This is a genomic window from Pseudomonas sp. BRM28 (assembly GCF_002939405.1).
Classification (GTDB): domain Bacteria; phylum Pseudomonadota; class Gammaproteobacteria; order Pseudomonadales; family Pseudomonadaceae; genus Aquipseudomonas; species Aquipseudomonas palmensis.
In genome coordinates this window covers 1,208,339-1,233,748 of the sequence record NZ_PEFV01000001.1, presented here as the reverse complement: position 1 = coordinate 1,233,748, position 25,410 = coordinate 1,208,339, and the positions used below count along the sequence as shown (strand labels likewise).

At 62.9% G+C, this 25,410-nt stretch carries 19 protein-coding genes and 1 tRNA gene; 10 read left to right on the top strand and 10 right to left on the bottom strand.

Annotated features, from left to right (window positions below; all coding sequences use genetic code 11):
- Positions 1-38 precede the first annotated feature (38 nt).
- The 4 genes from CR917_RS27605 to ung form a co-directional block, all read right to left on the bottom strand.
- Complete coding sequence (locus tag CR917_RS27605; RefSeq protein WP_058540937.1) at positions 39-1,412, bottom strand: autotransporter outer membrane beta-barrel domain-containing protein; 1,374 nt, start codon at positions 1,410-1,412, stop codon at positions 39-41.
- Between the two features lie 1,063 nt (positions 1,413-2,475).
- The gene (locus CR917_RS05815) at positions 2,476-4,602 is read right to left on the bottom strand and encodes a hypothetical protein (protein ID WP_104572009.1); all 2,127 of its coding nucleotides are present in this window, start codon (positions 4,600-4,602) and stop codon (positions 2,476-2,478) included.
- Positions 4,603-4,764: 162 nt separating this feature from the next.
- Positions 4,765-6,759 carry a hypothetical protein gene (locus tag CR917_RS05810; RefSeq protein ID WP_100633574.1) on the bottom strand — a complete coding sequence of 665 codons (1,995 nt, stop codon included), beginning with the start codon at positions 6,757-6,759 and terminating at the stop codon, positions 4,765-4,767.
- A 132-nt stretch (positions 6,760-6,891) separates the two neighbouring features.
- Positions 6,892-7,584 (bottom strand): uracil-DNA glycosylase, encoded by a 693-nt coding sequence (gene ung / locus CR917_RS05805; protein WP_104572008.1) that lies wholly within the window; start codon positions 7,582-7,584, stop codon positions 6,892-6,894.
- Positions 7,585-7,713: 129 nt separating this feature from the next.
- Between ung and CR917_RS05800 the strand changes: the two genes are divergently transcribed.
- A complete protein-coding gene (locus CR917_RS05800) occupies positions 7,714-8,820 on the top strand; it encodes an enoyl-CoA hydratase/isomerase family protein (protein WP_104572007.1) in 1,107 nt (368 codons plus the stop codon).
- An 18-nt stretch (positions 8,821-8,838) separates the two neighbouring features.
- On the opposite strand, the gene CR917_RS05795 is transcribed toward CR917_RS05800, so the two are convergent.
- Entirely contained in the window at positions 8,839-9,252 is a 414-nt protein-coding gene (locus CR917_RS05795) for a hypothetical protein (RefSeq protein WP_104572006.1), read from the bottom strand.
- 213 nt (positions 9,253-9,465) lie between these two features.
- Between CR917_RS05795 and CR917_RS05790 the strand changes: the two genes are divergently transcribed.
- From CR917_RS05790 to CR917_RS05760, 7 genes are all read left to right on the top strand, one after another.
- Entirely contained in the window at positions 9,466-10,935 is a 1,470-nt protein-coding gene (locus CR917_RS05790; protein ID WP_043860086.1) for a sensor domain-containing diguanylate cyclase, read from the top strand.
- A gap of 23 nt (positions 10,936-10,958) precedes the next feature.
- Positions 10,959-11,180: a cysteine-rich CWC family protein gene (locus CR917_RS05785; protein WP_104572005.1), complete on the top strand. Its 222-nt coding sequence runs from the start codon at positions 10,959-10,961 to the stop codon at positions 11,178-11,180.
- A 32-nt stretch (positions 11,181-11,212) separates the two neighbouring features.
- Positions 11,213-11,905: a pseudouridine synthase gene (locus tag CR917_RS05780; protein WP_043860084.1), complete on the top strand. Its 693-nt coding sequence runs from the start codon at positions 11,213-11,215 to the stop codon at positions 11,903-11,905.
- A 320-nt stretch (positions 11,906-12,225) separates the two neighbouring features.
- Positions 12,226-13,110 carry an alpha/beta fold hydrolase gene (locus CR917_RS05775; protein ID WP_043860083.1) on the top strand — a complete coding sequence of 295 codons (885 nt, stop codon included), beginning with the start codon at positions 12,226-12,228 and terminating at the stop codon, positions 13,108-13,110.
- Between the two features lie 117 nt (positions 13,111-13,227).
- Positions 13,228-13,301: transfer RNA gene (locus CR917_RS05770), tRNA-Gly, on the top strand.
- A gap of 187 nt (positions 13,302-13,488) precedes the next feature.
- A complete protein-coding gene (locus tag CR917_RS05765) occupies positions 13,489-14,172 on the top strand; it encodes a hypothetical protein (RefSeq protein WP_146094981.1) in 684 nt (227 codons plus the stop codon).
- A 218-nt stretch (positions 14,173-14,390) separates the two neighbouring features.
- Positions 14,391-16,094, top strand: coding sequence for a SulP family inorganic anion transporter (locus CR917_RS05760; protein ID WP_043860081.1), 1,704 nt, complete (start codon positions 14,391-14,393; stop codon positions 16,092-16,094).
- A gap of 72 nt (positions 16,095-16,166) precedes the next feature.
- On the opposite strand, the gene CR917_RS05755 is transcribed toward CR917_RS05760, so the two are convergent.
- The 4 genes from CR917_RS05755 to CR917_RS05740 form a co-directional block, all read right to left on the bottom strand.
- Positions 16,167-17,753, bottom strand: coding sequence for an alpha/beta hydrolase-fold protein (locus tag CR917_RS05755; RefSeq protein ID WP_231390662.1), 1,587 nt, complete (start codon positions 17,751-17,753; stop codon positions 16,167-16,169).
- Between the two features lie 7 nt (positions 17,754-17,760).
- Entirely contained in the window at positions 17,761-20,175 is a 2,415-nt protein-coding gene (locus tag CR917_RS05750) for a TonB-dependent receptor (protein WP_078480624.1), read from the bottom strand.
- A gap of 68 nt (positions 20,176-20,243) precedes the next feature.
- Positions 20,244-21,212 carry a FecR domain-containing protein gene (locus tag CR917_RS05745; protein ID WP_104572003.1) on the bottom strand — a complete coding sequence of 323 codons (969 nt, stop codon included), beginning with the start codon at positions 21,210-21,212 and terminating at the stop codon, positions 20,244-20,246.
- Positions 21,205-21,744, bottom strand: a complete 540-nt coding sequence (locus CR917_RS05740) for an RNA polymerase sigma factor (RefSeq protein WP_043859744.1) — start codon at positions 21,742-21,744, stop codon at positions 21,205-21,207. The genes CR917_RS05745 and CR917_RS05740 overlap by 8 nt, the downstream gene beginning before the upstream one ends.
- 191 nt (positions 21,745-21,935) lie before the next feature.
- Here CR917_RS05740 and CR917_RS05735 point away from each other — a divergent pair, with 191 nt between their 5' ends.
- Both CR917_RS05735 and CR917_RS05730 read left to right on the top strand, forming a co-directional pair.
- Positions 21,936-22,964 carry a DUF4917 family protein gene (locus CR917_RS05735; protein ID WP_104572002.1) on the top strand — a complete coding sequence of 343 codons (1,029 nt, stop codon included), beginning with the start codon at positions 21,936-21,938 and terminating at the stop codon, positions 22,962-22,964.
- A 163-nt stretch (positions 22,965-23,127) separates the two neighbouring features.
- The gene (locus CR917_RS05730) at positions 23,128-24,015 is read left to right on the top strand and encodes a DMT family transporter (protein WP_104572001.1); all 888 of its coding nucleotides are present in this window, start codon (positions 23,128-23,130) and stop codon (positions 24,013-24,015) included.
- Between the two features lie 88 nt (positions 24,016-24,103).
- Here CR917_RS05730 and CR917_RS05725 read toward each other — a convergent pair whose 3' ends face one another.
- A complete protein-coding gene (locus CR917_RS05725) occupies positions 24,104-25,321 on the bottom strand; it encodes an SAM-dependent methyltransferase (RefSeq protein WP_104572000.1) in 1,218 nt (405 codons plus the stop codon).
- Positions 25,322-25,410 lie beyond the last annotated feature (89 nt).

Here is a 25,410-nt window from a genome sequence, read left to right as displayed (position 1 = left end):
AAGCCGAGGCTTCCTTTTCTTTTCTACTTCTCGCCTGATCAGAAGCGATAGCTTGCGCCGAGGCTGAAGCTGTACGGCATCTCGATGTTCTTGCCGTTCATGTAGCCAGCCTCGCCGTACACCTGGAAGTCCTTGGCGACGGTCCAGGCAACCCCTGCGCCCAGCTCGGCGCGCGAACCGGACAGGTCGTTGTTGAACACGTTGTTGTTCACCTGCACCTGGTTGCGCTGTGCGAACTCATGGGCAAACGCGGCCTTCACATAGGGCTGGATCATGCTGTCGCCGCCCAGCGAGATGGTCTTGCCGAGCGTGGTACCGACCTTGCCCAGCAGCGAGCGGCTGACATCGCCATTGGCGTCGAAGCCGTTGTCCAGGGTGAAGTCCTTGCCGGCCACCGCCGCAGCGGCCACCTGGGCGAAGGGTTCGATGAAGTAGCCATCGTCGAGCTTGATGTGCTTGCCGACTTCGACCGAGGCGCTCATGCCGTGGGTGTCGTAGTCGCCCTTGGTGCGGGTGCCATCGCTCAGGCCGACCTTGGCGTCATTCTGGTAGCGGTTGTACTTGAGCACGCTGTCGACGTAATAGCCGCTCTCAGGGTCCATCCAGGTGGCGTAGCCGCCCACATAGTAGCTGTCGATGCTGCCCGAACTGCCGTAGCTCAGGTTCAGGTCCGAGCGGCTGTGGCCGGCCAGCAGGCCCAGGGTCCAGTTGCTTTCGCCCAGTTGCGCATCGGCCCCGAAGGTCAGCCCGCGCTGGTTCTGCTGGTACCCTACGCCCGACGAGGCGTCGGCAATGTTGTGCTGGTTGCCGTAGGCACGCATCCACACCCCGGCGTTCTTGCCCTGGTTGTAACGCAGTTCCCCCATGCGGCTGCGCAGCGAGGTCATTTCGCCGTAGGCGATGGTGATCGGGGTGTTGAACAGGGCCATGACCGTGCGGGTCATCGGGCTGATGGTGCGGGTTTCCCTGTCCAGGTACCAATCCTGGCCGTCCTTCACCAGCTTGTAGGAGTAGGCACCCAAGTCTACTTCCTGGCGATCGTTGAGCAGGCTGAACTGCGCATCGCCCGAGCCCGTATGAACCAGCTGCAGGCGTTCCACGCTGGCGGGGTCGGTACCGCTGGTGCCGACCATCAGCCCATGGGTGCCGCTGGCGTTGCCGGTGACGTTCAGGAAATCGGTGGCGCCGCTGGCGAAGTTGGACGCCATGTAGAACTCGCCATTGCCCGACAGGCTCTGCACATTCAGTTCATAGAACGAGTTTTCGTCGCCGAAGGTGATGCGGCCCCCGGTCATGGCCAGGTCGCCGATGGTGTTGTTGGCGTTCAGGGTCCAGTTGGAGTTGCTGTTGATGTTTACCTGCTGCACACCGTTCAAGTTGCCGGTGAGTTGCGAGCGGTTGTCAAGCGCCAACGACGCGTTGGCACCAGGTGTAACAACTACATCCCCCACCAGAGACGCCTGATCAAGTTTCAGGTTAGCGGTGGCGGTATCAGCAATTTGCACATTGCCGCGCAACGAAGAAGCTGCCACGTTCAGGTTGGCCGTGGCAGGGCCCTGGACCTCAAGAATGACGCCGTTACCACCGTTCAAGGTCGAACCATTTCTAACATTGATTTCAGCGACTGTATCAGTGCGCACCAGAACTGCAGGGCCCGTACCGCCAGTGGCACTGGAGTTATCCAAGGTGAGTGTCGGCGCTTGCGAATTGATGGCTGACTCGCGCCCGATGCGAACTCCGGCCGCTGTACCGTTGAATTGCGTACCGGAAGTAGCGGTGACAGTGCCGCCAAGGATCGCTAGGCCGATGCCGTCGGCATTGCTGCCAGTGACCGTGGTCCCGCTGATGTTCAATGTGCTCCTGGCGGACACCTGGGCCCCCAGCCTAGCGCCGGTAATAGTGCTGTTGCTGACAGTGGCGGTGGACGGTGCGGCCCCTACCCGTGCTATGGCCATCCCGACAGCGCCCGTTGAGGAAACAACTGCCCCATTCACGGTCGCGTTGCTGCCAAACAGGTGCAAGCCGTTGGAACTGCCGCCCGAGATAGTGCCGCCATTGAGCTGCACGGTCGACGCGGTAACACGAATGGCCAACGTGGAAGCATCCTGGGTAGTCAGCACTGCACCATTGACGAGATCATAAGTATCCGGTGCATCTGCAGCGGTAAGTGTCAGCGTCTGGTTATCAACTAGAATGGCCAATGCCTGCTCACTTGCAAGCGCCCATGGCAATAGCATCAACATATTCATAAATACAAACAGCGGCTTTTTTGCGCTTGTTTTATCGATTGTAGTTCGCATGCATGGACCCCTTGAAAAATAATCAGTTGAATTGAGGCGACTGCCTCGACTCGTAACTTCAAAGGTACATAGCCTAGGGGTATTGAATAGTGAGATATGTAGGAAATTTCCTAGGTAGCTTGCATTTAATTCCTCACCAACGCAGCGTGCTGGGGTTTCCCCCAGCACGCGACTGTCAGCTCTGAGGCAGACACAAACCGCCACCTGGCTTACGCAGGGCATAACGCACGGCCGATGCCTGAGAGCTACCCGGAATATTACCGGCCTTTACGATCCGCCAACTGGCGCGGAACGACCCCAATTCATAGTACTTGCCAGGCTGGTCAGCGATTTCGAAGTAAGACTTGAGCAGTGGCAACACACGCTCGATTCGATTTGAAGTAGCCTCTTGATCACTGACAACCACCGGTATTTCCCGCGTCCTGTCAGTGACAACTATTGAACCGGCCTTATCGCTGCACACGCTGAGTGTAATAAATACAAGATCATCTTTGGATAACACTCCCGCACGCTCTGCGATCGCCAACCTGATACCGTCTGGCAAAGGACGAGGACGTTCACAATTCAATATACCCAAAGCGGTCACTGGCGTTGTACCCGGTACATCGCTGCTACCGCCAATGCGATCCGGGAATGTCACTTTTGCAGTTACCGTCACGGTGGCAATACTGACCTCTACGCTGCCATCGACCGCCTGTTGCGGGTTGCCGGTGGTTTCGGTTTCCTGGATTTCGTAACCGATCGCGATGGTGCCATTGCCCAGGCTCTCGACGAAATTCCAGGGAATCGGGATAGAGATGACAGTCCCCGGTGTTTCGCCTGCGGCGATGGTGTGTGTAACTGCATTGTCTTTTCGACCATAGAACAACCGGACGAACTCACCCACTTTCGCATTCTCGTACACGGTAAAGAGCAGAACCGCACCTGAGCCGACATCCGCTGGGCGAATAAAACCAGGTTGTTTCGAACTGTTGCCTTGAGCGCGAACCGGTACCAGCGTGGCGTTGATCGGTCCAGGCCCGACAGGGTCGGGGCCTATGGTGGTCAAGTCAACCGCCACCTCGGTGTCGGGCGATGTCCAGGTGTTCTTGCCACGAATGACGTCATACCATACCCGTACCGCTGGGTCTTTCACCTGGTCATTGGACAAAGCAATCTCATCCCAGTTAAAGGTGACCCGATCATTCGGCCAGATAATGACTTTTACAGTGTCCTCATCACGGTAATACACCCGAATTTCATCGCCTGCCTGAGCGTTTTTAAAAGCCGGCACGATAGCTTCCACGCCAGTGCGGGCGTCCTCCCGACTAATCGGTGCAGCGGGTACCAGCGGCTTCAGCAGGTCCTCGGGTTCGGGGGTCAGACGCACCGTCAGGTGAACCGGGATGGAAAAGTCCGAGCGATTCCCAGCCCGGTCCTCAAGCTTGTACTGGAGCACCGAAACACCTTCGCCAATCGCTTTGATAGTGTCCTCATCGAGTTCGATGTCGAAGCCATCGTCCTCTGCCTCTGGGGGAACGTCGCCACTGCGAACAGGTACCGGGTTACCAGCGATGTACAACTGATATTTGTCGCCCGGGTAATAATCAAAATAAGGAGGAACATGAAGCGTCAATGTACCGCTGTGCTCAGCAAGGTATTTCAGGGTAACGACGCCATCAGTCACGTCGGCAGGGTACTCGATTGGCGCGGGGTTATCGTTCAACGCGGGGTCCAGCAAATCCAGTGTCAGCAGTTGAATTTCAGATTCTTCTTTGTTGCCCGTCTCATTACTATACACCGAGTAACCAATCAATTTGATACCATCCCCGCCCACTTTCAAACTGTTGAAAGGGATGACAAAACGACCAGGAAGATCGGTGGCAGCAACAGGCACTTCAAACTTGTAGGTATACTGCACACCGTCTTCTACGCCGTTGACAACCGGAACACCATTTACATGCAGAGTTACATAATCGAAACTGCCATCATCCCCCCCCGAAGGCACCCACAATGGAATCTCCAACATTAGCCCCGACTTGAACTGGTCTCGGTGAAAAAGATTGACCTTACCATCGTCTGCAGCAGGCAATATATTATCCATCACAAAATCTTCAACTGCATTCACCCCGCCGACGCTCATCACCCCGAACCCCGTGGGCGCCTTGGCGGCTTTAAGTTCATTACTGTGCGTAACAACTGCTTGAAGACCCTCTTCCAATGCAGTTTTATTATCCTGATCACGCTTGGCCCGGTACTCTGCAATCGCGGGATTTTTTGCCTTGGCGGCTTCACCGGTATTTGCCTTTTCTAAAATAGTCATCTTGACTCTCCATTTCAGGTAGATTTGCTAAACACACAACAGGCACGTGACGCTTCCTCAATCAGCCTGTGCGCCGCTGATTGCTTCATACGTTCGATACTTGCTAATGCCGCTACCACGTTCCTACGTCAGGTGCGAAGTACCTGGCCGATTTAACCGCGGCTAAACGTTGCTACCATCACATACCGAGCCATTCGGAAGTTGTAGCGATATGAAAGTCATCTCCCGATCGGATTCACCACCCTGTCCATCCGCTCTGGCCACTCTGTAATTCACTACTGCAACCCCCTCGACATCCTTGCCATCTGCCTCATTGGCACGCTTAAGGGGTTGTAGGACCAAATCGGCAAAGCGTGTCATCGTAAACATAAAGCCGTTATTAACCTGCGCCGGGGTAGACAGCTTGATGGGATCGAAGTAAACAACATCAGTCAGTGATCCCGTGGGGGGCGTTGATGAAGCCCCCTCAAGGGTGCGAAACAGTTGCCAGGACACTTCGACGTTGTCCCCTACGCCCCACAATCCAGGGTTGCCTGGCACGCTGATACGTATACCGTTCCAGGGTTTTTTCTGGCAGTTGATCCACCCCCAGAGCGTGACATCAGGAAATTTTACCGGTTTGAAGCCAACGATTGGCTGGACAGCAACCCGCACATGCGTATCACGGGCACGATGGCGGTTGACGCCATTGAACGTCCAGTAGAACACCGCAATCGCGGGCCCATCTCCCGCAGCCAGCACTGCGGCATAGGGCACGGGGGAAAACCTGACGACGCTGCCTGCGGTATCGCCTGCCTTCACGGTGTAGGTAGCGACCACGTCGGCGTTATTACCCCAATACAATTCAAGTATTTCGCCTGGCTCAGGCACTGCATACAGCGTCACCTCGACAGTGACTGGCAGGTTCATGTCCTGGCGGGTCAGGATGTTGTCACCTGTTCTGCCTTTCACCACTACCGGCTTTAGCAATCGGTGAATAGGATCGGGGCCTTCAGGGTCGGGGCCTGCGACACTCAGGTCTATCTCGAATGCAACTGTTGAGGAGGTTGAGGTGATTTCCCGAGTCAGCGTGTAGTACACCTTGCAAGCAGTGCGCCCCGAAAAGCCATCGGCGGCCAGGATTTCCCACGCCACAGGCAACCTAACGGGCCAGGTGGCGGTGGACGGTACGGTGTAAGGTGCCAATGTGCGTCCATTCCAATAGGCTTGCAGGGTGTCCCCAGTACGCGCGTCTACGATACGTGGAATATGCACCTGCACACCGCGACGGGCGTCCTCAAGGTCGACCAAACCATCTTCAGCCAGCGGCACCTGAGGCGCAGGCAGCACAATTGGCTGCGCCACATTCACGGTCAGGGGCAAGGACAAGGAGATGGCTCCCCGATTGCTAGCGCGATCCATCAGCCAGTAGTAGAGCACTCGCGAACCGTTGGCTTTCCTGCGAACATCGTCGCCCCTGATCGTCAACTCGACAAAGCCCTGATCCTTGTGCGACTGCTGGATCTGCAGCCTCGCCAGGGGGTCGAACAGGGGGCCTTTCGACGGTTCAAGGAAGACTTCGATCACATCCTCCAACCGCACGTCCGGCCACAGCTCGACCCTGACGATAACCCTGTCGTTGTTGCGTACCAGGTAAGCTTGATCGATGGTGCGCGTGTTTTCATTCAATGCGGGGGGATTACCGGCCTGGCCGTTGTTGGGGGCGGTCTTGTCAAGAAACACTGCGGCGGGCTGGGAGGTCTCCGGGTTGAGTACCTCTGTGATCCATACCCGGTAGGAAACGTAGAAGATTCCTTGAGTGCGCAGGTAGGGCTCAGGTATAGCCGCATCCAGCGGAAAAAGGTCTGCGGGATCGGCCGTCATTGGCACTTCCCAGCTTCCAACCACTACACCGTTTTCAGCCCCACTCGATACGGCGCTGCCCCATATCAGATCAAAATGCAGTATTGCGCCATCAAAATAGTCTTGTTCGTAACCTGGCCAGGCACTCTCGATGAGAACTGCCAGCGGCCGGGTCTGATTGGCCAGTGGAATTGTATACACCCCTGCCTCGTCGGCCAGCAGAGGCAGTGCAGCAGGAACCCGCAATGTAGGCAGAATCAAAATACCGATCGATTGGCCGCTGCGGCCTGACCCCATCATGCTCAGTTTGGTCATCTGCGTATTCCTCGGGCCTGGTGGTCAAAACCATTTCAGGGCGCTGCTCGACTCTCGCCTCTCACAGCCATGGCGCAAATGTAATGGCGGAATACGCTTCGCGAAACTGACAGAAATACCAGGTAGGTGCGCTTACAACGCCGGTAGCGCCCACTGCACCGGCGCCAGCCCGTGCTGTTCCAGAAACTTGTTGGCCCGGCTGAAATGCCCGCAGCCGATGAAGCCACGGTAGGCCGACAACGGTGAAGGATGCACCGACTTGAGCACCAGATGCTTGGTACCGTCGATCAGCGCAGACTTGCTCTGGGCATGCTTGCCCCACAACAGGAACACGGTGGCGGGCTGGCGCTCACTGACCAGCTGGATGATGCGGTCGGTGAACGACTCCCAGCCTTTTTTGGCATGCGACGCGGCAATCGAGCGCTCCACGGTCATGGTGGTATTGAGCAGCAGCACGCCCTGTTCGGCCCAGCTCTGCAGGTAGCCGTGGTTCGGGATCGGGATGTTCAGGTCGCGCTGCAACTCCTTGTAGATGTTCACCAGCGACGGCGGCGCGGGCACCCCAGGCTGCACCGAGAAGCACAGGCCGTGTGCCTGGCCCGGGCCGTGGTAGGGGTCCTGCCCCAGAATCACCACTTTGACCTGGTCCAGCGGTGTGGAGTTGAGCGCATTGAAGATCAGCGGCCCCGGGGGATAGATCTCCTTGCCGGCCGCATATTCCTGACGCAGGAACTCACGCAGTTGCTGCATGTAGGGCTGTTCGAATTCGCCGCGCAGAGCGTCTTTCCAGCTCGGTTCGAGTTTGATGCGGTCATCGTTGGTCATGGGCACTCCCGTAGGCAATGGGGGCGGACACTAGGAAAGCTGCCAGCGCTTGTCAATCGATCCGACCGGCGACCGGCATGATCGCTGACAGTAGCCATACTTGTCGGGATAACCGCAGTGAGGTGGCCCATGGCCGTAGCGTTCGAAGTACTCACCGGCGTCGATGGCGCCCGCATCGGCGTTGCCAGCCTGGATGCGCCCCAGTCGCTCAACGCCCTGTCGTTGCCGATGATCGAGCAGTTGAGCACCCACCTGCAAAGCTGGGCCAAGGATGACGGCATCGTCTGCGTGCTGCTGCGCGGGCTGGGTGACCGGGCGTTCTGCGCGGGGGGCGATGTGCGCAGTCTTGTGGAGGCGTGCCGCGCACAGCCTGGTGAAGTGCCGCCGCTGGCGGCGCGTTTCTTCGCCGCCGAGTACCGGCTCGACTATGACCTGCACCATTACCCCAAGCCTCTGCTGTGCTGGGGGCACGGGCATGTGCTGGGCGGCGGCATGGGCCTGCTACAGGCCAGCACGGTACGCATCGTGACCCCGAGCAGCCGCCTGGCGATGCCGGAAATCAGTATCGGCCTGTACCCGGACGTGGGCGCCAGCTGGTTTCTGAACCGGCTGCCAGGGCGTCTTGGCCTGTTCCTTGGGCTGACTGGCGCGCCGATCAATGCACGCGATGCACTGGACCTGGGCCTGGCGGACCGCTTCATGGGCGAAAACCAGCAGGACGAGTTGATTGAAGGGCTGTTGCAACTGAACTGGCAGGAGCAGACCGCGATGCAGCTCAACAGCCTGCTCAAGGCGTTGCAGCAGCAGGCGCTGGCCGAGTTGCCGCCGGCCCGATGGCTGCCACGCCGGGCGCAGATCGACGCGCGGCTCGACGTCAGCGACCCGGCCTGTGCCTGGCGGGCGATCGCACAGTGGCGCATGCACGACGACGAGGTCCTGGCCAAGGCGGCACGCACCCTCACCGAAGGCTGCCCGCTGACCGCGCACCTGGTGTGGCAGCAGATCGCGCGGGCGCGCTACCTGTCGCTGGGGCAGGTGCTGCAGATGGAATATGCGATGAGCCTGAACTGCTGCCGGCATCCGGAGTTCAGCGAAGGGGTACGCGCGCGCCTGGTGGACAAGGACCAGACGCCGCATTGGCATTGGCAGGAAGTTGCTCAGGTCCCCCAGGCAGTGGTACAGGCGCACTTCAGCAAGGCATGGGAGGGGCGGCATCCGCTGGCTGACCTTGTGTGAAGCCAGCGAATGCGATGTTCACCGGTGCGAGTTGCGATCGCCCCAGCCGTTGTCGCTGCGGCCCCGGTCACGCCCATGATCGCGCCCATGGTCATTGTCCCGCCCCTGATGCCACTGCTGCCCCTGACCATAGCGCGGGTTCTGGTAGTAACGCCCTGGGGCGGGGGGCACATTGTAGTAGCCATGACCCGGTACCGGTCGGTACTGAGGCACGGGCGCCGGGCGGTAGTAACGCGGCGCGGGGGCGTAATAGCGAGGCTGCGGCACCACGTAGTACCCCCTGTTATAGGGATAACCACGGTCGTAACCACGGTATTCATAGCGGTCCACGGTGTACACATCACTGCGGTAGTAGCCCTGGCCACCGTAATACGGAGCACAGGCGGTGGTCAGCACACCCAGCACAACAATCAGCAAAAGTCGGCGATACATGGCGGCCTCCCGGACCGCTGAACTGCACATCCCAGCGGCGCTGGTCGGCGTCGATCGGCAAGCGTTCATCGACATAGGCTAAGACCACCGAATCGACGTGCCGTGCGTTTTTCGAAATAAATTGTGACAAGGCCGATACCCCTGAAAATCGTCCAGTTATTTTCTGCGCGCCCCTCTAGAATAAGACGCATCGGTACCCGCCACGGATCTGCCATGCCGCTTCGTTACGCCCTGTTCTCGCAACGCTCGTTGATGCTGGCATTGCTTTTGTTGCTTGGCTGCGGCTTTCTGGCCACGTCGCTGCTCAGCTACTTTGCCTCGCGCAGCGAGATCCGCGACAACATCATCAACACCGAGCTGCCGCTGACCTCCGATACCGTCTACTCCGAAATCCAGCGGGACCTGGTGCGCCCGGTGGTGATCGCCTCGATGATGGCCCAGAACACCTTCCTGCGTGACTGGGCCCTGGCCGGCGAACAGGACCCGATGCCCATCACCCGCTACCTCAATGAAGTGATGGCGCATCAGAATGCCTACACGGCGTTTTTTGTCTCCGAGGCCAGCGGCATCTACTACCAGGCCAAGGGCGTACTCAAGCATGTCGACCCGCGCACCGAGCGTGACCGCTGGTACGCGCGCGTCAAGGCGATGGACACGCCCTACGAGATCAACGTCGACCTGGACATGGCCAACCAGGACAAGCCCACCGTCTTCATCAACTACAAGGTGTTCGACTACCAGGGCAGGTTCATCGGCGCGGCTGGCGTCGGGTTGACGGTCGAAGCGGTGATCAGGCGCCTGAGCGACTACCAGTTGCGCTATCAGCGTACGGTGTATTTCGTCGATGCCAGCGGTCGCATCGTGCTCACCGGGTCTGCCGGCGGCCCCGAAGGCGTACACAGCGGGCTCACGCTGCGCGAGGTGCCAGCGCTGGCCGACCTGCAGCAGAAAATGCCCGTGCCGGTGGAGGGCAACCGCGAATACAACCATGATGGGCACAGCCACTTTCTCAATGTGCGCCTGATCCCCGAGCTCGACTGGTACCTGTTCGTCGACAAGCGCGACGGCACGGCCCTGGACAGTGCACGCCAGTCGCTGTACATGAACCTGGTGATCTGCGCGATGATCACCCTGGTGGTGCTGTCGCTGCTCAATGCGATGATCCGTCGCCATCAGGACAACATCCAGACCCTGGCAACAATCGACAGCCTGACCGGCCTGCCCAACCGACGCGCCTTCGACCTGCTGGCGGCACAGGCCCTGCTCGACACCGAGCGCGAGCCCATGCCGCTGGTGGCACTGCTGCTCGACCTGGACCACTTCAAGGTCCTCAACGATACCCACGGCCATCTGGCCGGCGACGAAGTGCTGCGTCAGTTCGCGCGCATCCTGGAAAGCTGCCTGCGCCATACCGACATCATCTGTCGTTGGGGCGGCGAGGAGTTTCTCGTGCTGCTCAAGAACACCGACGCCGACGCCGCACGGGCGGTTGCCGAAAAGATTCGCCTGCGCACCGAGCAACTGGCCTTCGGCTATGCCGACAAGGTGCTCGACCTGACCGTGAGCATCGGCTTGAGCGCCCATCGGTCCGACGATACCTTGCACACCCTGATCGCCCGCGCCGATGATGCGCTGTACCGCGCCAAACAGGGTGGACGCAATCGCGTCTGCTCGGAACTGTAACGTCGCCCCCGGTAGCCACCACCATGCACGATACCCGCCTGTGCCCCGCCTGCGGCGCCAGCAACCAGTGCAGCCTCGCCGACCCGCGCAGCGCCACCCAGGCCTGCTGGTGCTACAGCGTGCAGATCGATCCCCGCGTGCTCGAAGCGCTGCCGGCGCATTTGCGCAACAGTGCCTGCCTGTGCCCGCGATGCGCCCAGGTCGATGCCCGATTGCAGGCAGCCAAGCCTGCGCCGAACCGTTAGACTGCGCGCCCACCTCTGTACGCCCAACCGCCATGCGCCTCGACCGTTTTCTCAGCAACCTGCCATGTTTCAACCGCCAGCAGGTGCGCCTGCTGCTGGTGCAACGACGGGTGCGGGTGGATGGCGTGGCCATCGCCGACCCGCACCATGAGGTACGCGAGTTCAGCCGCGTCGAGGTCGACCAGCAGGTGCTGCAAGCCGGGCGTGCACCGCGCTACCTGATGCTGCACAAGCCGATGGGTTGCGTCAGCGCCACCGTCGACCCGCAGCACCGCACCGTGCTCGACCTGCTCGACGAACCCGACCGGAACGACCTGCACATCGCCGGGCGCCTGGACTTCAACACCACCGGGTTGCTGCTGCTGACCAACGATGGCCAGTGGTCACGTCGCCTGACCCAGCCCAAGACAGGGCTGGCGAAAACCTACTACGTCGAGACCGAGCAGCCGATCACCGACGCCTATGCGCCAACCTTTGGCCAGGGCATCTACTTCGCCTTCGAAAACCTCACCACCCTCCCCGCCGAGCTCACCCTGCTGGGCAGCCACAGCGCGCGCCTGAGCATCGTCGAGGGGCGCTATCACCAGGTCAAACGCATGTTCGGCTTCTTCGACAACAAGGTCACGCGCCTGCACCGCGAGCGCATGGGCCCGCTGCACCTGGACCCGCAGCTGGCCCCGGGGCAATACCGTGCGCTGAGCCAGGATGAAATCCTGGCCATCTGACGCCACGACCGCTCGGCAAAAAAATCATCGATTGCGCCAACGGCACTTGCGGGTTGGCCGGGCGCCTGCTTGAATCCAACCGTCAGTCTGCATGTGACCAATCGGTCACGAACGCAGTCCAAGGCACCTTTCTGCAGGTGACCGGCGCCCCGAAGCGCTGGCGTCCGGCAGATTGCCCACCTAACAACAATACCCGTCGACCAGCCGGCAACGGATCGACACAGGGCCCCTCGTTTCATTTCAAGGCGTATGCCTACCTGTCATGAAGACCGGGCAAGCTTGCTTGCACGGATACCCTTTTTGCGCCAGGAGTCGATGACATGAGGCCAGAAATTGCTGTGCTGGATATACAGGGTCAGTACCGGGTTTACACGGAGTTCTATCGCGCGGACGCCGCAGAGAAGACGATCATCCTGATCAACGGCTCGCTCGCCACCACAGCGTCTTTCGCCCAGACGGTGCGCAACCTGCATCCGCAGTTCAACGTCGTGCTGTACGACCAGCCCTACTCGGGCAAGTCCCGGGCACACAACCGCAACGACCACCTGCTGACCAAGGAAACCGAAGGCCGGATCCTGCTGGAGCTGATCGACCACTTCGCCGCCGACCACCTGATGTCGTTTTCATGGGGCGGTGCCTGCACCCTGCTGGCACTGGCCAGCAAGCCGCGGCGCATTCGCAAGGCCGTGGTCAGCTCGTTCTCGCCGGTGATCAACGAACCGATGCGCGACTACCTGGAGCGCGGCTCGCACTACCTGCGCACCTGCGACCGCCAGCAGATGGGCAAACTGGTCAACGACACCATCGGCAAGCACCTGCCCTCGCTGTTCAAGCGTTTCAATCATCGCCACGTCAGCAGCCTGGCCGAGCATGAGTATGCGCAGATGCACTTCCACATCCATCAGGTGCTGGATCACGACCTTGGGCGGGCCCTGCGGGCCGCACAGGCCATCGACATTCCGGTGCTGTTCATGAACGGTGAATGGGACGAATACACCACTGCCCACGACGCCCGGCAATTTTCCCGGCACGTGCGCCACAGCCACTTCAGGCCGATTCGCAGCGCCGGCCATTTCCTGGACATGGAACACAAGGCGGCCTGCCGCGACACCCGCGAGGTGCTGCTGGAGTTTCTAGGCCCGCAACCGCGTGAAACGCGCTCCCCGTATCACTTCGTGCACGGCCAGCATGCGCAGGCCATCTGAGTGGTCGCGGCCAGTGTAGCGCCGGTCTGCGGCAGACCGGCGCTACGGCTCGCGAGCCGCCGATTGCAATAAGGGCTTCAAATCGTCTCGCAGTTCTGGTACAAAGTGCGCCTGAAAGCGGGTGTCGTATAATGGCATTACTCCAGCTTCCCAAGCTGATAACGAGGGTTCGATTCCCTTCACCCGCTCCAGTCACTTCCCCCTCCCCGTTACAAGCCCCCTCAGCACTCGAACCATCCAACTGAATATGCTCGCAGCCTCACATGACAGTGGCTTGCTTACAGGCAGTTCTGGATAATGCCCTTAATCGATACCCCGCATCCAAGACGGATAGCAAGAGGGTGAAAATTTCAGTTGGGTAAATCCATGGGGGATGAGTTGTCCAAGCAAAAGGATCTTAGCCAGTTGCAGATCGACGGAGTTTTCTGCATCAGCCTGCGGGAGCGGACTGACCGTCGAGACCTTTTGACCCGGGAGTTCGAAGGCAGCGGGTTGAACATCGAATTTCTCATCGTGGACCGCGATAGCGAGAATCCCGAGCGGGGCTGCTTCGACTCCCACGTGACCTGCGCAAAAATGGCTCTGGAGCGTAAATATCGGCGGGTACTGGTGCTCGAGGATGACGCCACCCTGCTGACCTTCGACCCACGCCAGGTGCACCAGATCAACACCTTCCTGAACGGGAAGGAACCCGAACTGTTTTATCTTGGAGCGAATCTGGGGAGGGTATGGCTCACCTGGCACAGGGGAATAGCCCGTGTACGGGCCAAAGGTACCCATGCTTACATTCTGTCCAGCAAAGGCTGCGAGCGCCTGGTCAGCCATTCACCCTATACGGGTACGGCGATCGACAAGGTCTATTCAAAGCGATTCCGGGCGTACATGGCCTTCCCCATGCTGAGCCAGCAACAACCCGAGGAGGTCGTTGCAAGCGACGTGCTGGCCGCTCGCTCCACGGACGGCACCTTCCCTGACGCCGCGTACTGGCGCGCAAACTGGCGCAGGCAATATGCAGAGGCGCTCAGAAACATCGGTAAGACGATGCTGTGCAGAGACCTCTGACAGCCGGTCCTGCGCCTCACCCTAAACCCGCCATATGGCGGGTTTTTTGTGGTCACGCCAGCCCCGGCAAGCAATTTGCTGCCCATGCACTCGGTAGGCGGGCAACGCAGGGCACGGTATTCTGCGATAAACCTGCGCCCGCCTGATTCAGATCAACACCGCCCCCAAAGACCTTGGTAAAACCCACCGCTGCTCCGAAACATCACAAGGATCGGTCCATGTTTCTCTCCCGCTGGCTCCCCGGCCTCGCCAACCTGCTGCGTTACCGTGCCGAATGGTTTCGCCCTGACCTCCAGGCCGGCCTGTCGGTTGCCGCCATCCAGATCCCCATCGCCATCGCTTACGCGCAGATCGTCGGCCTGCCGCCGCAGGTCGGGCTGTACGCGTGCATCCTGCCCATGATGGTGTACGCCCTGGTGGGCAGCTCGCGCCAGTTGATGGTCGGGCCCGACGCTGCCACCTGCGCCATGGTCGCCGGTGCCGTGGCGCCGCTGGCCATGGGCGACCCGGCGCGCGTGGCACAGTTGTCGGTGATCGTCACGGTGCTGGTGGGGCTGATGCTGATCGCCGCAGGCCTGGCACGGGCCGGCTTCATTGCCAGTTTCTTCTCCCGACCGATTCTGATCGGCTACCTCAACGGTATCGGCCTGAGCCTGCTGGCCGGCCAGCTGGGCAAGGTGCTGGGGTTCAAGATCGAGGGCAACGGCTTCGTGCTCAGCCTGATCAACCTGCTCGAACGCCTGAACGAAATCCATTGGCTGACGCTGTTCATCGGCCTGGCCGGCCTGGCTCTGCTGATCTGGCTGCCCCGGCGCTACCCCAAGCTGCCGGCAGCGCTGGTGACCGTGGCCATCGCCACCCTGGTGGCCGGCCTGTTCGGCCTGGACCGCTTCGGCGTGGCAGTCCTCGGTCACGTGCCCTCGGGCATGCCCACCCTCGCCTGGCCGCAGACCAACCTCGAAGAGATGAAAAGCCTGCTGCGTGACGCCCTGGGTATCGCTACGGTCAGTTTCTGCAGCGCCATGCTGACCGCACGCAGCTTTGCCGCACGCCATGGCTATGCGATCAACGCCAACCATGAATTCCTCGCCCTGGGCGTGTCGAACCTGGCCGCCGGCGCCTCGCAGGGGTTTGCCATCAGCGGCGCCGACTCGCGTACCGCAGTCAACGACATGGTGGGTGGCAAGAGCCAGCTGGTGGGCATCATCGCGGCGCTGGTGATCGCGCTGTGCCTGCTGCTGTTCACCGTGCCCATGGCGTGGATCCCGCAGGCAGCCCTGGGCGCCGTGCTGCTGATGGCCGGCTGGGGCCTGATCGACGTCAAGTCGCTGAGCAAGATCTACACCCTCAGCCGCTTCGAGTTCTGGCTGTGCATCCTGACCACGGTCGGCGTGCTGGGCGTGGGCGTGCTGCCGGGCATCATCATCGCGGTGACCCTGGCGATCCTGCGCCTGCTCTACACCATCTACCAGCCCACCGATGCAGTGCTGGGCTGGGCGCCCGGCATCGAGGGCCAGGTGGACATCCGCCGCCACAAGGACGCGCGCACGGTGCCAGGGCTGGTGGTGTACCGCTTCGACGACGCGATCCTGTTCTTCAACGCCGACTACTTCAAGATGCGCCTGCTCGACGCGGTGCAGAAGGAGGTGGAAGCCCGTGCCGTGCTGTTCGACGCCGAGGCGGTCAGCTCGATCGACGTGAGCGGCATCGCGGCGCTGCGCGAAGTGCGTGAAACCCTGATGGCCCAGGGCATCGTGATGGGCATCGCCCGGGCCCGCGGCAGCTTCCTGCGGATGCTGGTGCGCTCGGGGCTGGCGCGGGAGATGGGCAGCGAGCTGCTGTACGGCTCGGTGCGGGCAGGCATTCGCGCCTACCGACTGTGGCGCAACAAGGTCAGGCGCGAGGCGGCTGTCGCACAGTAAACCTTTCGCCGGCAAGGCCGGCTCCTGGCGATGTTGCAGGAGCCCGCCTTGCCGGCGAAGCGGCCAGCAGGGTCAACGCGGCTCACAGGCCTGCGGCGTCCCCTGCCCGCTACCGATCAGGGCGATCAACCCACACGGCAATGACCCACGCCATTGCAGGTAGTCATGCCCGGCCGGGTATTCCACCTGCACCACCGGATACCCCTTGGCCTGCAGCACGTCGCGCAACTGGCGATTGGTGTCGAGAATCTTCGGCCCCTCGAACAACCCCGACTGCAGGTAGAAGCGCAGCGGCGCACGCGGTGCACGCACGTACTCGCGGGTCAGCCAGCCAGGCTCCATTCCTTCCGGCGCCCACCAGTACGACCCCGACAGGCTCAGCACATTGCCGAACAGCTCCGGATGCTGCAGCCCCAGGTAGGCCGAGGCCAGCCCGCCGTAGCTGGAACCTGCTACCACCGTGCGGTCGGCCGGGGCCGACAGCCCGCGCGCCTTCGCCCAGGGCATCAGTTCCTCGGCCATGAACCGCGCAAACTGCGGGTTGGGTGGCAACTCGACCTGGCGCGACAGGTCGGTCGGGTTGGCGATGATCAGCGCAGCAGTGGGGCCGATCAGGCCATCGGCGAGCAGGTTGTCGAGCAGCGTCGGGGTGGGCACCTGCCGGGTGTAGGCATGCGCATCGAACAGCACCAGCAGCCCCTGCCCCGCCGCCCCCGGTGTCCAGCCCGGCGGCCGGTACAGGTACACGTCACGCTGGTTGCCCAGCACCTTGCTGGTCAGCACCTGGCGCTCCAGCGTGCCCCGGGCTGCCCCGGGGCGCTGCGCCACCCAGGGCTGCGCAGGCGCGTCGGCAAGCTCCAGGCGCGAGCGCGACAGCCAGCGATCGCCACTGCCATCGGCAAAGCCGTTGGGGTTGAGCGGGTCTTGCCGGGAGCTGGCCAGAATCACCCGGCGGTCAGTGGAGGGCGGTACGTCCGGTGCCATCTGGTAGCTCATCCGGGTGCTGGAAGGCACCACATAGCTGCGAAACCACACATCGCTGTCGCCCAGGCGCTGCAGCTCATCATGGTTGCCCGACGGCGCGCCGAACACCCGAACGTTGTGCCGGGCACCTCGCCACAGGAAGGTCACCAGCGATTGCCCGGGCTGCTCTGCCAGCGCTTCGACCAGGGGCGTACCCTGCTGCTCGCGGGCCTTCCAGAAGGCCTGGGTATCGCCCCCCTTGGCCACATGCGCCGCCAGCTCGCGCATCACCGGGCTTTGCAGGCGCGTCTGCTGGGCCTGCTGCTCGGCCACGCTGGTGACACCGGTCAGCTTGAGCGAATAGGCAGCCTGCGGGCGGGTGGCGATGGCTTCTGCGCGCACGCCATACAGGCCGTCGTGGGGGGCGATGAACATGAAGTCGCGCACCATGTCCAGCCCGTCCACCAGCAACCGCACCGGCTGGCCGTCGGCATCGAGCAGGCGCACGCTGACGTCGCCCTCCACGCGCCCCTGCACGAAGTCACCGGCCTTGAGCGGCACGGTCCATACCGGCTGCCGGCCCTGGCCGATGGCGCCGCTGACGCTGTGCCCGGGCACCAGCGAGGCCGCCATTGCGGCGCCTCCGGTCAGGCTGGCCAGCGCAAGGCCGGCGCAAAATGTCTTGAGTCGTTGCATGTACACCTCAGAAGTCGATGCTGGCCGAAAGTTTCAGCGTGCGCGGCTCGCTGACCGTGGCGTAGCCGTCGTTGAACACACCGGCCCAGTAGGCACGGTTCTCGACGTTCTCCAGGCTGGCGCGCAGCACCACGTCCTTGCTCAGGATGCGCGTGCTGTAGCGACCGCCCAGGTCATAACGGGTCCACTGCGGAATCTTCAGTTCGTTGGCCGAATCCAGGTACTGCGAGCTGCTGTGGATGGCCAGCGCGGTCAGGGTCAGGCCCTCGACCCAGGGCGTGTCCCACTCGCCGCCCAGGTTGGCCGACCACTGCGGCACCCCGCGCGCGGCGTTGCCATCGAGCTTGCCGCCAGCGGTCTTGGTCAGCTCGGCACGGGTATAGGTCACTCCACCCAGCAGGCGTACGCTCGGCGTCAGCGAACCGAACAGGTTCCACTCCACCCCGCGATTGCGCTGCTGACCATCGTCGGTGTAACGGTTGCTGGCGGTGTCGAGCATCATGCTCGGCTTCTCGATCTGGAACACGCTGACGGTGTGGGTGAAGTCGCCCAGGTCCCACTTGACCCCGGCTTCCACCTGCTTGGACTTGTACGGGGCGAACTGCTCGCCATAGTTGGCAGCCGACAGGTCGCTGACCATGCCGCCCTGGGTCAGGCCCTCGATGTAGTTGGCGTACAGCGAGACATCCGCCTCCCACGGCCTGAGCACCACGCCCAGTGCCGGGGTCAGCGCATGCTCGTCATACGAAGGCGAACTCATCTTCTGGCGCACCCGCTGCGAGCGCACGCCCAGGGTCAGCAACAGCTTGTCGTCGACGAAGCCCAGGGTATCGGCCACGGCAAAGCTCGACAGGGTGTTGTCGCCGGTCTTGTCGCTGGAGCCGATGTTGCCGGCAATGATCGGTTTGCCGGGGTGATAGATGTTGGTCGTGTACTTTGCCCCGGTTACGGTGGCGGCGCGACCGATGTCCTGGTGCAGCAGGGTGGTGCTGAGCACCAGCTGGTGGGTCACCGGACCGGTACTGAAGTTGCCGCGCACACCCGCTTCGGTGGACAGGCTATGGGTATAGCCGCCCTGGTTGTAGGTTTCGGCGGTGGCGTCGCCGTTGCCGGAGGTGATGATCGAGCGCGTGCCGTTGAGGAAGCCCTTGTAGCGGGTACGCGCACCGCCGACGCTGGCGTAGGCCGTCCAGTCGTCCGACAGTTCGTATTCGCCGCGCAGGATCACCGCCTTGCTGATCTGCTTGGCCGAAATACCGTCGAGGATGTTGGAATCCGGCTTGGGCGCCTTGGTCACGTAGCCCAGTTTGCTGAAGCCGGCCATCATCGGGCTGCCGTTCTGCATCTTTTCGTGGCTTTCGTAGGCATCGAGTTCCAGCTTCCAGCCATCGCCACGGTAATCCATGCCCAGGGACGCCAGGGTGCGGTCCTTGGACTGGTCGTCGACCCCGGTGTCACCGCTGCCGTACACGCCGTTGAAGCGGATGCCCAGGCGGTTCTCCTCGCCCAGGCGCCGGCTCAGGTCCAGGTGCTCGGCCCAGTAGCCGTCGGATACGTAGCTGGTGGTCAGGCGTGTCAGTGGCGCATCCCCGGCCCGCTTGGGCACCAGGTTGATCACCCCGCCCACACCGCCGTTGGGGGCCATGCCGGTGAGCAGTGCGCCAGGGCCCTTGAGCACCTCGACGCGCTCCAGGAACTCGGTGGGCACATGCCCATCGGGCGCCAGGCCATACAGACCGTTGACCGCAAGCTCGGTGGAGTCGATGGAGTAGCCGCGGATCATGAAGTTTTCGTAAGTGTGGCCTTCACCGGTGCTGAAGCGCACCGACGGGTCGTTGCGCAGCACCGCGCCCACCGTGCCGCTCTGCTGGTTTTCCATGTGCTGGGCGGTGTAGGCGGTGATGTTGAAAGGGGTTTCCATGATGTCGCGATTGCCCAGCATGCCCACCTTCGCACCGCGTGCCACCTGGCCACCGCTGTAGAGCTCGGGCGGGTTGCTGCTGTTGCCCACCTGCGCATTGACCGTGGTGGCACCCAGGGTCAGCGCGCCGTCGCTCTCGGGGCGACGCAGGATGATCACGCCGTTTTCTTCGCTGGCCACCAGGCCGCTGTTGTCCAGCAGGCGTTGCAGCGCCTGTTGCAGGGTGAAGCGGCCCTGCAGCGCCGGGGCATTGCGCCCGGCCAGCCACTGGCTGTCGGCGGCAATCGCCACCCCCGCCTCGCGGGACAGCGCCTGCACCGCGCTATCCAGCGGCTGGCTGGGCAGGTCGAGCGCCAGCACGCGGGTGCCTGCGCTCAGCTCGGCCGACACGGCCGACAGGCTGGCCGCGCCAAGAGCACAGGCCAGCACCAGGTGGCGAAGGGTGCTGGGGATAACCGAAGAAGGCGACGAACGCGTGGTCCGGGCGAGGAAAAACGACATGATCTGTCCTTTGAGCTAGGGAGTTGCCAGGAAGACGCGCTAGCTGGCCACTACCCCTCAAAAAAATTTCAACGTAGCTGCAGCCAGGTGTACTCACCCTTCTGCATCAGGCTCAGCGGCAGCACCCTGGGCAAGGCGTTCAGCAATATGTCGGGGCGGTCGCTGGGGAAGCTGCCGGTCAGGCGCAGCCCGGCTGCTCCCTCGCCAAGCCGCACCTGACGGTTGCTGTAGGCATTGAATTCGTCGATCACCTCGGCCAGCGGTGCATCGGTGAACGACCACCAGCCCTGGCGCCAGTGCTCGGCGTTCGGGGCCGCCTGCGGGTGATGCTCCACCGGCCCCGCCACACCGGGTTCGCCCAGGCGCACCCGGTCGCCGGCCAGCAGTTCGCGGGTCTCGCCATCCAGGCCGCGCACCTTCACATGACCGCGGGTCACCGCCACCTGGATATCGCCGCCACGGTCGCTGACGCTGAAGGCGGTGCCCAGCACCTGCACCTGCCCCAGCCGGGTGCTGACCAGGAAGCTGCGCAGGCGCTCGTGGGCCACGTCGAAAAACACATTGCCGTGGGCCAGCATGACCTCGCGCTGGCCGTTGCTGTACTTCACCTGCACGTTGCTTTCGGCCGCCAGCACCATCTGGCTGCCGTCGGGCAGCAGTACATTGCGTGCGGGCGCTGCATGTTCGGTCAGCAGCACCTGGTCGAACTGTGGCCGGCGCTGCCACAGCCAACCCAGCCATGCACTGCACCCGACCACCGCCAGCAGGCCGGCACCCTGGCGCAGCAGGCGACGCCGGCCGAGGTTGACCGGCTCGGGGGCCAGCGAGCCGCGTAACTGCGGGGTCAGTCGATGGATCATCTGCCAACGCTGCTCGGCCTCCAGCCAGGCACGCTCATGCTCGCTGCTTTTGTTGCGCCAGCGCTGCAACTGCCCGCTCACCTCGCGCACACGGGAGGGGTCGTCACTGTGCAGCCCCGCCAGGTAGCCCAGCGCCTGCTGTACCTTGCGGGGCGAAACCGGCCGCGCCTCAGACATGACGGCAGGCCTGGCTCAGTTCGGACAGGTCGAACACCGCGCGGCCGATGTGCAGCTCCACGGCCTTGGCCGACAGCTGCAGCTCGTCACACACCTGGCGATGGCTCTGGCCATGCAGGCGCACGCGCACGAACACCTCACGGCGCAGGCGCGGCATGCGCTCGATACGCGCAATCAGTTGCTGCAACTGCTCGCGGGCAATCAGGATCTCTTCCACGCTGGGGGTGAGCCCATCGGCCCGTGTCAGCCAGTCCTCCAGCGCCGCCAGCTCGCGACTGCGCCGACGAAACTGGTCGATGCACAGGTTGCGCGCCGCCTGGAACAGCAGCGCACGGGCATTGATCACCGGGGCATTGAGGGCATGCGCGTAGGCCTGGGCAAAGCTCGACTGGGCAATATCGGCCGCATCATCGGGGTTGCGCAGTCGGCTGCCGAGGTAGCGACGCAGGTCGGTGTAGTGCGCGAGCAGCTCGTCGGCGACAGCCGCAAACGACGGCGCGCCGGCCGTCCAGGGGGTTGAAAGCGAGGTCATGGGCGTCCGGCGCGTGATAAGGCAGACAAAACATTAATGGGAATTCGTATCATTCTCACACACTCCCTCTGCCTTCGGCCAGCCCTCAGTACCCGGTGGCAGACACCGCAGGTTCCGGAGCGCTGATGACAACGCGCCGGCGTGCTACAGTCGCGCCCTGCCAACGTGCAACAAATCCCTACGAGATCCACATGCCCCTCGCCGACGTCGACGCAACCCTGGCGGCCTGGCCGCACCTCAATACCGCCCACCCGTGCACCAGCCTGCTGCTGGGCAACGGTGCCAGCCGCGCCATCTGGCGCCCGTTCGCCTACTTTTCGTTGTTCGAGCTGGCCCAGCGCGTGCGCCACAAGCCCCTCGGCCTCACCGACCAGGCACTGTTCAAATCGATGAACAGCGAGCTGTTCGCGCCCGTGCTCAGTGCCCTGAACACCACCGTGCAGGTCAATGCCGCGCTGGCGATCAGTTCGTCGGCACCGCTCAACCGCTACTACGCGATCAAGGAGGCGCTGATCCACGCGGTGCGCAGCGTGCACATTCCCTGGAAGCTAGTGCCCACTGCCCACCTGGCCGCGATCAACGCCGAGCTGCGCACCTACCAGCGCGTGTTTTCCAGCAACTACGACCTGCTCTGTCACTGGGCCGTGAACCAGGCGCCGCACGGCTTTGCCGAGCTGTTCGGCGAGGAAGGCGATTTCGACGTCAGCCGGGCTCAGGGGCCGGGCACGCGGATGCACTACCTGCATGGCGGCCTGCACCTGCTGCGCACCCAGCACGGCACCACGCGCCAGCGGGCGGCCAGCGGCAGCCAGTTGCTCGACGGCTTTGCCATCAACACCCCGGGCGATGTGCCGCTGTTCGTCAATGAAGACAGCAGCGACAACAAGCTGCGGGCGATTCGCGGGTCCGATTACCTGACCTGGTGCTACGCCGCGCTGGCGACGCAGCGCGAGGGGCTGTGCGTGTTCGGGCATCACCTGGACCGTGCCGACCGGCACCTGGTGGAGGCGATCAGCCAGGCGCAGCCGACACACCTGGCCATTTCGATCCTGCCGGTGAACGAGGCGGCCATCGTGAGCCAGAAGCAGCATTACGCGCGGGTGTTCGAAGCGTACCCGGGCATCGAACTGCATTTTTTCGATGCCACCACGCACCCGCTGGGCGCGCTGGCGAATGTGCCCGCGCCGCCGCCCAAGGCAGTGGGGCGGCGTCGGCGCTAGGCCGGCCCCCACAGGAGGGCGCGAAGCCTGTAGGAGCCGGCCTTGCAGGCGAAAAGGCCGGCGCGACGCCCAACTGTACGGACACCTTTGTTGCCAACTGTAACCAGATTCCCCACACCACCTGTGGCTCAATGAGCGGCCCCTCCAGCCCTCAGGCGCGCTCATGTCTACCCGCGAAAACACCGGCCTGGCCCTCGGCCTGCTCGGCGTCATCATCTTCAGCCTGACCCTGCCCATGACCCGCATCGTGGTGCAGGAGATGCACCCGCTGCTCAACGGCCTGGGCCGGGCCCTGGTGGCCGCGATCCCGGCAGCGGCGCTGTTGCTGTGGCGCAGTGAAAAGTGGCCCACCTGGCAGCAGGTCAAGGGCCTGAGCCTGGTGGCGCTGGGGGTGATTCTCGGTTTCCCGGTGCTGTCGGCCTGGGCCATGCAGAGCGTGCCGGCCTCCCACGGCGCACTGGTCAACGGCCTGCAACCCTTGTGCGTGGTGGTGTATGCGGCGTGGCTGTCCCACGAGCGACCTTCCACGGCGTTCTGGGCATGGGCGGCGCTGGGCAGCGCACTGGTGGTGGCCTACGCGATGATCATGGGCGCCGGACACATCCAGGCCGGTGACCTGCTGATGCTGGCGGCGATTGCTGTGGGCGGGCTGGGCTATGCCGAAGGCGGCCGCCTGGCGCGGGAGATGGGCGGTTGGCAGGTGATCTGCTGGGCGCTGGTGCTGTCCAGCCCGCTGCTGCTGGGGCCGGTGGTGTACCTGGCGCTGCAGCATGAAGGCGCGATCAGCCCGCGGGCCTGGTGGGCGTTCGGCTATGTGTCGCTGTTTTCGCAGTTCATCGGTTTTTTTGCCTGGTACGCCGGGCTGGCGCTGGGCGGAATCTCACGGGTGAGCCAGGTGCAACTGCTGCAGATCTTCTTCACCATCGCGCTGTCGGCGCTGTTCTTTGGCGAGCAGGTGGCGCCGATCACCTGGGTGTTTGCCGGCGGGGTGATTCTGACGGTAGTGCTGGGGCGCAAGGCGCGGGTGCATCCGGCACCGGTCAAGGTCTGAGGTGCCGCCATCGCGGGTCAAGCCCGCTCCCACAGGTAAGGGTGATCCTTGTGGGAGCGGGCTTGACTCGCGATGACGGTGGTGAGGTTCAGACAGGAATCAAGCCATCGGCCCGCAGCAGCGTCTCCAGACAATGCTCCTTGACCCCATAGAACGCCTTGAGCGCCTGGATCTTCTCCAGCAACGCCTGCGCCGCCACCGGCTCGCGCCGCCGGGTGGCCAGGATCATCTTGTTCTTGTTGGTGTGCTCCAGCGAGATGAACTCGAACACCTTGGTCTCGTAGCCACAGGCCTCCAGGTACAACGCACGCAGGCTGTCGGTGAGCATCTCGGCCTGCTGCCCCAGGTGCAGGCCGTACTGCAGCATCGGCTTGAGCAACCCCGGGCTGTGCATCTGCGGGCGAATCTGCTTGTGGCAGCACGGCGAGCACATGATGATCGCCGCGCCACAGCGAATACCGGTATGAATCGCGTAGTCGGTGGCAATGTCACAGGCATGCAGGGCGATCATCACCTCGATGGCGCTGGGCACCACGCTGCGCACATCGCCACACTCGAACTTCAGCCCCGGATGCTCCAGGCGCGCGGCGGCGGCATTGCACAGCTCGACCATGTCCGGGCGCAACTCCACGCCCGTCACCTGCGCCTCGCGCTGCAGGGTATTGCGCAGGTAGTCATGGATCGCGAAGGTCAGGTAGCCCTTGCCCGAGCCGAAGTCCGCCACCCGCACCGGCTGATCTGCCGCCAGTGGCGCGCTGCTCAGCGCATGGGAGAACACCTCGATGAACTTGTTGATCTGCTTCCATTTGCGCGACATCGCCGGAATCAGCGCCTGCTGCTTGTCGGTCACGCCCAGGTCGTGCAGAAACGGCCGGCTCAGCTCCAGGTAGCGCTTCTTCTCGCGATCATGCTCGCCGGTCACCGCCTCGCGCGCCTGCTGCACGGCGTTGCGATGCAGCATCGGCTTGCCCTTCTTGGTGAACTCCAGCTGCACCTCGTCGTTCAGGCTGAGCAGGTGCGCGTTGCGAAACGAAGCCGGCAACAGCTCACCGATCAACGTCAGCGCCTCGTCCAGCGCCAGGTTGCGGGTGATGTCGCGGGTCTTGTAGCGGTACACGAACGACAGGCTGGCCTGCCCCTTGATCGTCAGCGGCTTGGCCGTTACCCGCTGCAGGTCGACCTCGGCGCCGACATGGCGCGCCAGCACCAGTTTGATGAAGGTGTGCTGGTGCAGGCTGGTGGCGAGCAGCGCCAGAAACTGCGCACGCGCATCCGGCGCGGCCTGGACGGTGGGGGTTGCGGACATGGGGAGTGGGTGCCTCGGGTTGCGGGGGGCGCCCGCAGGCGCGCAATGGCGCGCATTTTACGTGGATGACCGCCCCAGGCACAGCATTT

Coding starts and splice junctions, on each gene's coding strand:
- CR917_RS05815 (WP_104572009.1), bottom strand. CDS start 4,602: ATGACTATTTTAGAAAAGGCAAATACCGGTGAAGCCGCCAAGGCAAAA.
- CR917_RS05810 (WP_100633574.1), bottom strand. CDS start 6,759: ATGACCAAACTGAGCATGATGGGGTCAGGCCGCAGCGGCCAATCGATC.
- ung (WP_104572008.1), bottom strand. CDS start 7,584: ATGACCAACGATGACCGCATCAAACTCGAACCGAGCTGGAAAGACGCT.
- CR917_RS05800 (WP_104572007.1), top strand. CDS start 7,714: ATGGCCGTAGCGTTCGAAGTACTCACCGGCGTCGATGGCGCCCGCATC.
- CR917_RS05795 (WP_104572006.1), bottom strand. CDS start 9,252: ATGTATCGCCGACTTTTGCTGATTGTTGTGCTGGGTGTGCTGACCACC.
- CR917_RS05790 (WP_043860086.1), top strand. CDS start 9,466: ATGCCGCTTCGTTACGCCCTGTTCTCGCAACGCTCGTTGATGCTGGCA.
- CR917_RS05785 (WP_104572005.1), top strand. CDS start 10,959: ATGCACGATACCCGCCTGTGCCCCGCCTGCGGCGCCAGCAACCAGTGC.
- CR917_RS05780 (WP_043860084.1), top strand. CDS start 11,213: ATGCGCCTCGACCGTTTTCTCAGCAACCTGCCATGTTTCAACCGCCAG.
- CR917_RS05775 (WP_043860083.1), top strand. CDS start 12,226: ATGAGGCCAGAAATTGCTGTGCTGGATATACAGGGTCAGTACCGGGTT.
- CR917_RS05760 (WP_043860081.1), top strand. CDS start 14,391: ATGTTTCTCTCCCGCTGGCTCCCCGGCCTCGCCAACCTGCTGCGTTAC.
- CR917_RS05755 (WP_231390662.1), bottom strand. CDS start 17,753: ATGCAACGACTCAAGACATTTTGCGCCGGCCTTGCGCTGGCCAGCCTG.
- CR917_RS05750 (WP_078480624.1), bottom strand. CDS start 20,175: ATGTCGTTTTTCCTCGCCCGGACCACGCGTTCGTCGCCTTCTTCGGTT.
- CR917_RS05745 (WP_104572003.1), bottom strand. CDS start 21,212: ATGTCTGAGGCGCGGCCGGTTTCGCCCCGCAAGGTACAGCAGGCGCTG.
- CR917_RS05740 (WP_043859744.1), bottom strand. CDS start 21,744: ATGACCTCGCTTTCAACCCCCTGGACGGCCGGCGCGCCGTCGTTTGCG.
- CR917_RS05735 (WP_104572002.1), top strand. CDS start 21,936: ATGCCCCTCGCCGACGTCGACGCAACCCTGGCGGCCTGGCCGCACCTC.
- CR917_RS05730 (WP_104572001.1), top strand. CDS start 23,128: ATGTCTACCCGCGAAAACACCGGCCTGGCCCTCGGCCTGCTCGGCGTC.
- CR917_RS05725 (WP_104572000.1), bottom strand. CDS start 25,321: ATGTCCGCAACCCCCACCGTCCAGGCCGCGCCGGATGCGCGTGCGCAG.